Here is a 12030-nt window from a genome sequence, read left to right as displayed (position 1 = left end):
TTGACCTTTGAGGATGCCGCCCCGGCTTGCATGTAGGTGCGGTCCGAGCCATTTTGATGGAAGGTTGATCCCTTGACCGCCCCCGACCGCCAGATGCGCCTCCTGATCATCGAAGACGACCGCGAGTCCGCCGATTATTTGGCAAAGGCATTTCGCGAAGTAGGCCACGTCGCCGATCTCGCCGGCGACGGCGAGGAGGGGCTCGCCCTGGCCGAGAGCGGCGATTACGACGTTCTGGTTGTCGACCGCATGTTGCCTAAACGAGACGGGCTGTCGCTGATCGGCGTTTTGCGCGAGAAGGACAATCGCACACCGGTTCTGATTCTTTCGGCTCTTGGACAAGTCGACGACCGCATCAAGGGGCTGCGCGCCGGCGGTGATGATTATCTGCCGAAGCCGTATTCGTTTGCCGAGTTGCTGGCGCGCGTCGAGGTGCTGTCGCGTCGCCGCGGCGGGCCGGCCGAGGAAACCGTCTATCGGGTCGGCGATCTCGAGCTCGATCGTCTGTCCCACCGCGTTGCCCGCGGCAAGGACGAGCTGACGCTGCAGCCACGTGAGTTCCGGCTGCTCGAATATCTGATGAAGCATGCGGGGCAGGTGGTCACGCGCACCATGCTCCTCGAGAACGTCTGGGATTATCATTTCGATCCGCAGACCAACGTGATCGACGTACACATTTCGCGGCTGCGCTCGAAGATCGACAAGGGGTTCGACCGGCCGCTGTTGCACACCATTCGCGGCGCGGGGTACATGATACGTGACGGCATTCGGTAAGCTGATCCGAACCACGGCGTTCCGGCTGACGCTGGCCTATCTTCTGCTGTTTGCGTTCTTCGCTGCTTCCTTGCTGGGCTATTTCGCCTGGAACACAAGACGGCTGATCACCGAACAGATCACCAGCACCGTGAACGCAGAGATCAGCGAGATCAGTGAAATCTATGGCCGGCGCGGACTGCGCGGGCTGGTCTTCACCATCGAAAACCGCGCCTTGCGTCCGGGGTCCAATCTCTACCTCGTCACCACGCCGACGGGGCAGGCGATTGCCGGCAATGTCGGCTCGCTTGCGCCCGGCGTCATGGCAACGAACGGCTGGTCCGAAACTGTCTATCGGCGGCTCGACGATCAGGACGAGCTCGATCATCGGGCGCTGGTCCGCGTCACCGAGCTCTCGAACGGCTTCCGCCTCTTGATCGGGCGCGACCTCGACGAGCGGCGACGGCTGTTCGGCATCGTCGCCAAGGCGGCGCAGTGGTCGGTTCTGGTCGTCGTGGTGCTTGGTCTCGGCGGGGGCGTGTTCGTCGCGCGCAGGGTGCTGAGGCGCATCGACGCCATGACGGGAACCACCCAGCGCATCATGGCCGGCGATCTCAGCGGACGACTGCCGATCGGACGCAGCGGCGACGAACTCGACCGGTTGGCGGAGAACCTCAACGCCATGCTCGAGCGGATCGAAGCGTTGATGGCGGGGCTTAAGGAGGTCTCCGACAACATCGCCCACGACCTGAAGACGCCGCTCACGCGCCTGCGCAACCGCGCCGAGGAGGCGCTGGCCAAGTCGAGAAGCGAAAGCGAATACCGTGCCGCGCTGGAACGGACCATCGAGGAGTCCGACGGCCTGATCCGCACCTTCAACGCACTGCTGATGATTGCCCGCGCGGAGTCCGGTCAGGCACGCGGCGACATGGACGATTTCGACGCCGCCGAGGTCGCCAACGGCATCCACGAACTCTACGAGCCGCTTGCGGAAGAGGACGGCATGAGCCTGCGCGTCAAGACGCAGCCTTCGCCCATTCATGGCAATCGCGAGCTCATCAGCCAGGCCCTGGCCAATCTCGTCGAGAACGCGATTAAGCACGGCAAGCCGGCTCCGGCGCAGCCCGGGGGAACCGTCATCAGCATGGACGGCCGGCAGATTGTAATCGAAGCGCGGCAAGAGGGCGATCGAGTCCTGCTCAGCGTCACGGATCACGGGCCCGGAATTCCCGAAGCCGACCGCCAGCACGTGATGGAGAGATTCGTCCGGTTGGAAGCGAGCCGGACATTGCCGGGCTCGGGGCTCGGACTTAGTCTCGCTTCCGCAGTTGCGACCTTGCATGGCGGTGAACTGCGGCTCGGCGATGCCCGTCCGGGGCTCGTCGCAACCCTGGTCTTGCCCGCGCTCACCGGCACCGGCGACAGGCTTGCGACCCAAACACAGGATGTGCCACAGAAGGTGGCATGAACTTCTCCGCGCCGGGAAACGCGGACAGACATGGTTCGGGCCTCGCCGCGAGGTTTGTGGCGGGTCCGCATGTTTGTGCCGCCGAACACGCCGAAGGCCGTCTGAGAGACTGGCTGGCTGAACTCGAGCCGCAGCAGTCGAGCGCGATCGACGCGCTTCTCGTCCATCCCTTTGCAAAGGCCATCATGGCCGGCATTGCGGAATTCTCGCCCTATTTGTTCGACCTCGTCCGCGCCGATGCCGCGCGGCTGATCCGGCTCCTAAGGTGCGAGCCGGACGCGCACCTCGCTGGACTAATCGCGCAGACGAGGGGCGACGTGCTCACCGCGACGAGCGAAGCCGAGGTGATGCCTCTGCTGAGGCGCCTGAAGTCGGAGGCGGCGCTGTTGATCGCTCTGTGCGATATCGGCGGGGTCTGGCCGGTGATGCGGGTGACGGCGGCGTTGACCGAACTCGCGGTCACATCAGTGCAGGCTGCCCTGAGTTTCCTGCTGCGGCAGGAAGCCGCACGGGGCAGGCTGTCGCCGCCGAACCCTGACGCTCCCGAGGAAGGCAGCGGCCTTGTCGTGCTCGCGATGGGCAAGATGGGCGCGGGCGAATTGAACTATTCGAGCGACATCGACCTCATTGTGTTCTTCACTCCGGACGGAACCACGCTCGTACCGGATATCGAACCGCAGCCGTTCTTTGTCCGGGTGACCCAGGGACTTGCGCGTCTTTTGCAGCAGCGAACTGGTGACGGTTACGTTTTCCGCGTCGATCTGCGGTTGCGCCCGGATCCGTCGTCGACCCAGGTTGCCATCTCGACGGACGCAGCGCTGCACTACTACGAAAGGGAAGGGCGCACCTGGGAGCGCGCTGCCATGATCAAGGCACGCCCCTGCGCCGGTGACCTGCGCGCGGGCGAGTCGTTGCTTTCGGAAATTGCCCCCTTCGTCTGGCGCAAGCATCTCGACTTCGCTGCACTTGCGGACGTCCATGACATGAAGCGGCAGATGCAGACCTATCGCGGCCAGAGCGAAATCGCCGTCGAAGGTCATAATGTCAAGGTGGGACGCGGTGGCATCCGCGAGATCGAGTTCTTTGCCCAGACCCAGCAACTCATCGCCGGCGGCCGACATCCGGAATTGCGGGTGCGGCCGACGCTGGAGGCCCTGAACGTCCTTGCGGCGAGCAACTGGATCACGGCCAGGACACGCGACGAACTGACGGTCGCATACGAATTTCTGCGTCGCGTCGAACATCGCCTTCAGATGATCGCGGACGAGCAGACCCATGCGCTCCCGGAGGACAAGGAAGCGGTAACGCGCTTTGCCTGGTTCTTTGGTTATGCGAGCCGGGAAGCGTTCGCAAAGGATCTGCTGCATCTCCTGCATATCGTCCAGGGTCACTATGCCCAGTTGTTCGAGGGTGAGACGGCCGAAGCGGCTGCGCTGGAGGCAATAAACTATGGTGCAGGTCCGGAAGATCCCCGCCTGCTGCAGCATCTGCTTTCACTTGGCTTCAAGAAGCCGGCCGCCGTCGCCCAGACCGTACGCGAATGGATGATCGGCCAATACCGTGGCTTCAGGACCGAGGCGACGCGCAGCGCCTTCGTCGAATTCGTTCCGGCTCTGATCGACGGGCTCGCGCACGCGGAGGAGCCGGATCGCGCCGTGGCGTGCTTCGATGACTTTCTCCAGGCTCTGCAGCGCGGCGGCAGGCTAATCTCGCTGCTCAGCCAGAACCGCGATCTCGTTGCGCTGGTGGCTCTTGTGCTCGGTGCGGCGCCGAGACTCGGCGAAATGCTGGCGCGCCAGCCGCAACTGATGGATGGCCTGATCGATCCGCGTTTCTTCGGCGCGATGCCGGACAAGCGGGAGCTGTCCGGGCGTCTCGCCGCGACGGTGAAGGACTCCGATTCCTACGAGGAGTTTCTCGATCGATTGCGTCTGTTCGGGCAGGAGAGCCTGTTCCTGATCGGCACGCGCATCCTGTCCGGCACGGTTTCGGCGCAGCAGGCGAGCACGGCCTTCGCCGATGTCGCCGAAGGCATCGTCCACACCGTGCACGGGCTGGTGGCGGATCGCTTCGCGGCCCAGCACGGCAGGATCACGGGGCAACAGACCGCCATTGTCGCGATGGGCCGGCTTGGCAGCCGCGAGATGACCGCCTCGTCCGACCTCGACCTGATCATTCTCTATGATTTTGACGGCGAGACTCCGGATTCCGACGGCGCGAAATCGCTGCATGGCGCACACTATTTCGCCCGCTTCACGCAGCGCCTGATCAGTGCCTTCACCATCCGCACCAATTACGGCGTGCTCTATGAGATCGACATGCGGCTGCGTCCCTCGGGCCGCGCAGGTCCCGTCGCCTCCCACATCGATTCCTTTGCTGATTACCAGGCGCGCGAGGCCTGGACCTGGGAGCACATGGCCTTGACGCGGGCGCGCGTCGTGTCCGCCCCGCCGGAGTTCCGCGCGCGGATCGAAGCCATCATTCGCGACGTGCTGACGCGGCCACGGGATACGCCGATCATTGCACAGGACGTTGCCGACATGCGCAAGGCGATCGCCCAGGAGAAGGGCGAGGACGATCATTGGGACTTGAAATACGCCGCCGGCGGCATCGTCGACATCGATTTCATCGCGCAGTATCTCCAGCTCGTTCATGCCCATGACAAGCCGGAAATTCTCGATGTCAGCACGTTGCAGGTGCTCGACAATGCCGCGAAGCTCGGCGTATTGGGCTCCTCCGAGGCCGAGATCCTGCGTGCCGCGGCGCGGCTCTATCATGACCTGACGCAGATCCTGAGGCTTTGCGTCAGCGACAAGTTCAAGCCCGAAACGGCGGGCGTCGATCTCCTGCGTGTCATGGCGCGCGCCGGCGACGAGCCGGATTTTTCCGCGCTGGAAGCGCGGGTGAAGGACACCCAGGTCGAGGTGCGACGCGTCTTCAAGATACTGCTGGAGACGACATAGCCCACTTCAGCCTTGAGATGGCCTCGCGCACATCGGGAGGGTCAAGCCCCGCGCTGGTTCAGGCCGCCACCGATATTGCTGCCGTGCTGGCGTCGCGGGGCAGGGCGACGTAAACCACGGTGCCGACGTCGAGCTTGGAGCGCAGGCGCATCGAGCCGCCGTGCAATTCCGCCAGCGACCGGGCGATGGCGAGGCCCAACCCCGAGCCGTGATAGGTCTTGGTCAGCTGGCTTTCGACCTGCTCGAACGGCCTGCCGAGCCGCGTCAACGATTCCTGCGGGATGCCGATGCCGGTGTCGCCGATCATCAGCACGATCCGGTCGGAGAACTGCCGGCTGCGCACGACGATGCGGCCGCCGTCGGGAGTGAATTTCACCGCATTCGAGAGCAGGTTGACGATGATCTGCTTGATGGCGCGGCGGTCCGCCACGACCGGAATTGCGCTTTCGATATCGGCATCGAGCGTTAGGCTCTTGTTGTAGGCACGGCCGGAGACGACGCGCAGCGACTCGGCAAGGGTCTGCGACAGGTCCAGCGTCTCCATTTCGAGCTTCATGCGGCCGGCTTCGATCTTCGACATGTCGAGGATGTCGTTGATGACTTCGAGCAGGTAGTGGCCGCTGGTGAGGATGTCGTGGCAGTACTCCTGGTATTTCTCCGAGCCGAGTTCGCCGAACATGCCGCTTCCCATGATCTCGGAGAAGCCGATGATCGCGTTGAGCGGCGTCCGCAGCTCGTGGCTCATGTTGGCGAGGAACTTCGATTTGGTCTGGTTGGCCTCCTCGGCACGGTTCTTCTCCTGCTGGTACTTCTCGGCGAGGTCGGCAAGCTCGATGGCCTGGCGCTCCAGTTCCGACTGCGAGCGCTTGAGGTCGAACACGGTCGCGCGCAGGCGCAGATCGTTGTCCATCAGCTTCTGCTCGTGCTCCTTGATCCGCGTGATGTCGGTCCCGACCGACACGTAGCCGCCGTCCTTGGTGCGGCGTTCGCTGATGTGCAGCCAGCTGCCGTCATCGAGCTGCGCTTCGAAGGTCCGCGCGCCCGGCCCCTGGTGGGCGGTCCCGTTGTGGCGGGTGCGGATCTCCGGCATCCGGCCGACCTCGAGCACGGTTTCGTAGGAGGTTCCCGGAATTACCGCGGAGTCCGGCAGCTTGTGCAGCCGCTGGAAATGCGAGTTGCAGAGCACGAGGCGGTCGCTCGAGTCCCACAGCACGAACGCCTCCGGAATGGTCTCGATCGCATCGCGCAACCGCAGGTCGGCTTCAACCGTCTTCTCGGCGAGGCTCTTCTGTTCGGTGATGTCGACGGCGATCCCGATCAGGTGCAGGCCGGCGTCGGTCGAGCTCTGGCTAAGCTCGCAGCGGACGCGCAGCCAGATCCAGTGTCCCTCCGCGTGCTGCATGCGGAAGCTCTGGTCGATATGACGGAGCTGTCCCGAAATCAGCTGGTCGGCGATCGCAAACAGGTCGATATCGTCGGATTTGACCAGCGCGTTGACCTCGCCGAAGGTCAGGAGCTCGGTGCGCCCGTCGAGTCCGAGCATCGAGAACATCGACTGCGACCAGAAGATGCGTCCGCGCGAGAGGTCCCAGTCCCACAGGCCGCAGCGGCCGCGATTGAGTGCGGTGTCGATACGGCCGCGGACCGCGTCGTTGATAAGGTCGCCTTCGCGGGCACGGGTGGATTGCCAGTGGAAGGCGAAGCCCAGGATCAGGACCACGAAGCCCGTGGTGGCCGACAGCGTCACCGAGAGGGCCGCATCGGAGCCCCAGATCGACTCGATTCTTTCCTGGACGACGGCGACCTGACCGGGCAGCGACCGGATCGGGTGCAAAGCGGCCATGGCGCTGTTGCCGTTCGGAAGGGTCAGCTCGGTGAAGCTGCCCTGCTGCGGCGGCGTCGCCATCAGTTGCGCCGTGCTGATCGTATCAAGCAGCCGATCCGTACTGCCGAGATCCGATTCGGTCGGCACGCGGGCAAGGATGCGACGATCCGCGCCGGCGGAGGTCACGATGACATGGCGGCCGGCGGCCATGCCCCAGGCCGGAAGCAGATCGGGCAGCAGTGCCTGCAGCTTCTCGATGTTCTTCTGGCGCTCGAAGCGGACCGAGGCGAGGCGGTCGATCCGCTCGGCGAGCAGTTCGGCAAGGGCCGAGAGGTCGCGCTTTGCGACCGCGCGCTTTTGCCGGGTCTGGTCGAGAACCTGAACGAATGCGCCGAGACAGATCGTGATGAGGAAGGCGATGATCAGCATCGGGACGGCGCGGCGAAGCGCCGGCTCCGCGATCAGAAGTCGATGGTAGGCCGGTTTCGCGATTGACTGCGCCAATCCTTTGATCGAATCGGATTGGACGCACGCACTCGCCGCGTCTGCACGCGCCATGCCTTTGGCCCCCAAGGACTGTGCTGCACCATGCTCGAGAGCGACCCCAGCTCGCTTTCGAATCATAGCGATTTGAATCCAGTTTTCCCGCGCTGTCGAGAGTCAACAAATGGTTAAAGCGAAATAAACCTTGTCCAACGGAAATTCGCCGTCGGGAATTTCGCAAATGGACGTGAGAAGTGAGTCCGAAACGGGAACGTGCTGCAACGCCGTCAGCTTTGGTTGGCTCCGCGCGGCGGCTCGGCGTGACTGATCACGCGTTTCACCGACGGAAACGCGCGGCGCAGGTTGCGCTCGATCTCGTCGACATGCTCGTGCACCTTGATCACGCTCATGGTGGGCGCCGCACGGCAGTGGAAATTGACGATCTCGCCTGAGTCGGTGTTGCGAACCCGAACCTTATGGATGTCGTGGATTTCGCCACCCGCCGCAAAGCGCGTCAGCGCCTCCGTTACGGCCTTGACGCGATCGGGCGGGGCGTCGATGCCGTGAGGCAATTCCGGCTCCAGCGGCTCGATATGGATGTCGACCTCGACGTCCTCGCCGAATTCCTCGCGGATATTGCGCTCGAGCCAGTGGGCGACGTCATGCGCCGCGACAATCGGCATGTCGCCGTCGACCTCGAGGTCGATGCTGACGGTCAGCTTGTCGCCGAGGTCGTGCACGGTGACGTGATGGATGGCGAGGCCGGAGTTGCGCGCGATCACCATGATGCGTTCGCGCACCGTCTCGTTGTTGCGCGCCACCGGAACCGCCGTGAAGGTGAGGTCGGCTCCGTCGAACGCCTTGGCGACCACGCTCTGCGCCCGCTCCTTGATCTCGTTGACGCGGTCGATCGGGTAGGTGCGCGGCACCTGCACGATGGCGTCGATGAAGTGAGTCGAGCCGACCATGCGCGCCCTGAGGCGCTCGACGTCGACCACTCCCGGAACGCTGCGAATCGCCGCGGCGGCCTGCTCGGCCACCCCTTCGGGGGCGCGGTCGATCAGCGTCTCAAGCGTGCGGCGCGCCAGCCGCAAGCCCAGGAGCGCGATCATGATGGCGACCGCCACCGCGGCGGCGGAGTCGCCCCAGCCGAAACCCAGGCCGGTGAGCCCAAGGCCGATGATCACCGCGATTGAGCCCAGGACGTCGGAGGCAAAATGCAGCGCATCGGCCTCCAGCGCCTGGCTCTTGGTGTCGCGGGCGGCGCGATGCAGCGCCCGGGCCCGCCAGAAATTCACCGCGATGTCGACCACGAGCACGACGAACGGAATCACCGAGATGGTCGGCGGAGGGGCGCCTTCGCGCAACCTGCCGTAGGATTCGACCAGAATGCCGCCGGCGAGCACGTAAAGCAGGGCGATCACTCCCAGCGCGGAGATGCTTTCCAGCTTGCCGTGACCGTAGTGATGTTCCTCGTCGGCCGGCCGGTCGGAGACCTGCACCACCAGCCAGGTGATGATCGTCGCAATGACGTCGACCGAGCTGTGAAGCGCTTCCGAGATCAGCGCCAGCGAGCCGATGGCGACGCCGACGACCAGTTTGGCGGTCGCCATGGCGGCGCTGGCGACGACCGAAATCGACGCGACGCGGGTTTTCCGGCTGGTGGCGGACTGGCTCATGGCCCGGGGTTTAGCAGCCCGTCCCGGTGCATGAAAGCGTCGTTGGAGGGCGCCGTCTCCAGACATGTGCCGCCATGGCTATTGCGAATTGTTTCCAGCGGGAACACCCCCAAGGCGTCACGAAAGCGTCACGACGATCTTGCCGAGATGCCTGTTGGCTTCCATGTGCTCGAACGCCCTGTCGATCTCGTCGAACCCAAAGACCTTGTCGATGGGCAGCTGCAGTTTGCGTGATTCCACGGCCGGCCAGATGTCCTTCTTCACCTCGTCGAAGATGTCGCGGATCTCCTCGATGGTTCGGGTCCGGAAGGTCACGCCCACATAGTCGATGCGCCGCGCCGCGTGCAGGTCGAAATTGAAGTCGGCATGGGTGCCGCCCAGGCGGCCGACATTGACGATGCGACCCTTGACCCGGGTGGCCGCGAGATTCTGGTTGGCGACACTGCCCGAGATCTGGTCGACGATCAGGTCGACGCCTTCGCCTCCGGTCGCCTTGAGCACCTGATCGACCCAGCCTGGATCGCTGGAATCGATGGCGAGATCGGCGCCGAATTCCTTCAACCGGCCACGGCGATAGGAATCGGTCGAGGAGCCGATCACGATGCGAGCGCCCTTGAGCCAGGCAATCTGCATCGCCATCAGGCCGACGCCTGAACTTGCGCCCTGGATCAACACGGATTGACCGGACTGCAATCCGCCGACCGTGACAACGGCGTTGTGCATGGTCGCCAGCGCGACGGGCAGGGTGGCCATTTCCTGGAAGTTCATGTTCGATGGCGCAAGGAAAAGCCGGCCGTGATCGGCCAGGGTGTATTCGGCAAAGGCGGCGGCTCCCGAGCCCATGATCCGGTCGCCGATCCTGACGCCTTTGGCGTCAGGCCCGAGCTCGGCGACTTCGCCGGCCCATTCCATGCCGATGACCGTGCCGACACCGCCGGCGCTGCCATGGGCGTGGCCCCTGCGCACGCCGGTGTCGGCGCGGTTCAGCGCGCAGGCGTGGACGCGAACCAGGACCTGCGTGCCCTTCGGCGTCGGTTTTGGGATCTCGGTGATTGCTGCGCCGCTTGCGCCGTAGACATAGGCTTTCATGGATTGATCCTGGAGAATGTGTGAGGTGCTATTCCGCCGCTTCGCGCTGCGGAGATGAGATCATCCCCTCGAGCCGCCCCCGGATGATGGTTTTCGCCTCGCGGACGATGCGCGAGACGAGCTCGGCGCAGGTCGGGATGTCGTGGATGAGGCCCTGCACCTGGCCTGCCGACCAGATGCCTTCGTCGGCGTTGCCGGTGGCGTAGACCATCTTGCCGCGGCCGCCGGCGACGAGGTCGCGCACCTGGTCGAAGGTGGCGCCTTCCTTCTCCATGGCGACGACCTTGCTGGAGATCGCGTTCCTGGCGACGCGCGAAGTGTTGCGCATGGTGCGGAAGATCAGCTCGGTCTCGCGCTCGTCATTGGCGACGATCCTCTCCTTGATGAGCTGGTGGATCGGGCTCTCCCTGGTGCACATGAAGCGCGTGCCCATGTTGATGCCTTCCGCTCCCAGCGCCAGCGCCGCGACGAGCCCGCGCCCGTCGGCGAACCCGCCGGAGGCGATCATGGGAATCTTCACCTTGTCGGCCGCCGCCGGGATGAGAATGAGACCGGGCGTATCGTCCTCGCCGGGATGGCCGGCGCATTCAAAGCCATCGATCGAGATCGCATCGACGCCCATCCGCTCGGCCGACAGCGCGTGGCGCACGCTGGTGCATTTGTGCAGCACCTTGACGCCGTGCTTCTTGAATTCAGCGACGTGTTCCTGCGGCTTGTTGCCGGCGGTCTCGACGACCTTGATGCCGCTTTCGATGATGGCGGCGCGGTACTCCGCATAGGGCGGCGGCTTGATCGCCGGAAGGATGGTGAGGTTCACGCCGAACGGCTTGTCGGTCGTGTCGCGGCAGCGCGCGATCTCCTTGACGAGATCTTCCGGCGTCGGTTGCGTCAACGCGGTGATGAAGCCGAGCGCACCGGCATTGGCCACGGCGGCAACCAGCTCGGCCCGGCCGACCCATTGCATGCCGCCCTGGACGATGGGGTGCTCGACCCCGACAAGCTCGGTGAACCGCGTCTTGATCATTTCTGCCCCCTTGTTTCCCTTCCCGCGACCTGCTCGCGTGCCGCATTAATGACTTGAGGCGGAAGATGCCGGTTGGGCCGGCAAAAGTCCATCGGTGCAGGGTGCGGCGCGGGCAGGGCCATCATGCAACATTGATGGATTGATTCCGCGCGGCGAACAACTCGCTCGCAATGATGGCGCTGGTAGTTCCATCCTGAGGCGCGAGCCATGCGGCGGTCCGAATGCACCGGGTTGGCGAGCGGACTCATAACCACAGGGTTCAGTTGCGGCGCTCGATATCGACCCCGATTTCGTAACCAACCCGAGCCTATGGCTATGGATTCTGCTGATGTGCAATTGCACATCACAGCTCGCGCTTCGCGCGCCCGGAATGATTAGGGAGAGATCGCGCCACTGTGTCATTGCGAGCGAAGCGAAGCAATCCAGACTGCATCCGCAGAGACATCCTGGATTGCTTTGTCGCTATCGCTCCTAGCAATGACGTCATGAGGCACGACTGCATGCTCGCGGCGCATTGCGTCCGAGTCTTGCTGTACTTGCTCACCCTCTTTCAATCAGAGGGCGCAGGGAAGACCGGGTGCCGGCTGGCACCCGTGGCCCGCTGTGCGCAGGCTCTGCGCAAAATGCACAGCGGGAAAACCACAGGGCAGCCGAGACAACCCGGCCTTCCCTGCGCAGTGGTTTGACGGCTTATGCCGCGCTCTCCCCGGAGACGAATTCCTTTTGCCTCCGTCGCCTCGCGAATT

General features: G+C 64.2%; 7 protein-coding genes. 3 read left to right on the top strand and 4 right to left on the bottom strand.

The annotated features are described in order from the left end of the window. Positions 1-93 precede the first annotated feature (93 nt). Genes HY852_RS00625 through HY852_RS00615 form a run of 3 tightly spaced genes read left to right on the top strand, consistent with a single transcriptional unit; the run spans position 94 to position 5184 of the window. On the top strand, positions 94-774 hold the full coding sequence (locus HY852_RS00625) for a response regulator transcription factor (protein ID WP_291601687.1): 681 nt from the start codon (positions 94-96) through the stop codon (positions 772-774). Beyond that, positions 758-2221 (top strand): ATP-binding protein, encoded by a 1464-nt coding sequence (locus HY852_RS00620; RefSeq protein WP_291601658.1) that lies wholly within the window; start codon positions 758-760, stop codon positions 2219-2221. The genes HY852_RS00625 and HY852_RS00620 overlap by 17 nt, the downstream gene beginning before the upstream one ends. Beyond that, a complete protein-coding gene (locus HY852_RS00615; RefSeq protein WP_291601656.1) occupies positions 2218-5184 on the top strand; it encodes a bifunctional [glutamine synthetase] adenylyltransferase/[glutamine synthetase]-adenylyl-L-tyrosine phosphorylase in 2967 nt (988 codons plus the stop codon). Before HY852_RS00620 ends, HY852_RS00615 begins: the two co-directional genes overlap by 4 nt. A 58-nt stretch (positions 5185-5242) precedes the next feature. Here the strand turns inward: HY852_RS00615 and HY852_RS00610 are convergent, their stop codons facing one another. The 4 genes from HY852_RS00610 to HY852_RS00595 all read right to left on the bottom strand — a co-directional run bounded on the left by HY852_RS00610 (position 5243) and on the right by HY852_RS00595 (position 11284). Next, positions 5243-7567 (bottom strand): ATP-binding protein, encoded by a 2325-nt coding sequence (locus tag HY852_RS00610; RefSeq protein ID WP_291601654.1) that lies wholly within the window; start codon positions 7565-7567, stop codon positions 5243-5245. Between the two features lie 212 nt (positions 7568-7779). Beyond that, positions 7780-9171 (bottom strand): cation-efflux pump, encoded by a 1392-nt coding sequence (locus tag HY852_RS00605; RefSeq protein ID WP_291601652.1) that lies wholly within the window; start codon positions 9169-9171, stop codon positions 7780-7782. Between the two features lie 117 nt (positions 9172-9288). After that, a complete protein-coding gene (locus HY852_RS00600; protein WP_291601650.1) occupies positions 9289-10260 on the bottom strand; it encodes a zinc-binding dehydrogenase in 972 nt (323 codons plus the stop codon). A 28-nt stretch (positions 10261-10288) separates the two neighbouring features. Continuing rightward, positions 10289-11284 (bottom strand): nitronate monooxygenase family protein, encoded by a 996-nt coding sequence (locus HY852_RS00595; protein ID WP_291601647.1) that lies wholly within the window; start codon positions 11282-11284, stop codon positions 10289-10291. Between the last annotated feature and the right edge of the window lie 746 nt (positions 11285-12030).

This window comes from Bradyrhizobium sp. (assembly GCF_016213215.1).
Taxonomy (GTDB): domain Bacteria; phylum Pseudomonadota; class Alphaproteobacteria; order Rhizobiales; family Xanthobacteraceae; genus Bradyrhizobium.
Note: the sequence above shows the minus strand (reverse complement) of the source record. Positions and strands in the feature narration are given on the sequence as shown.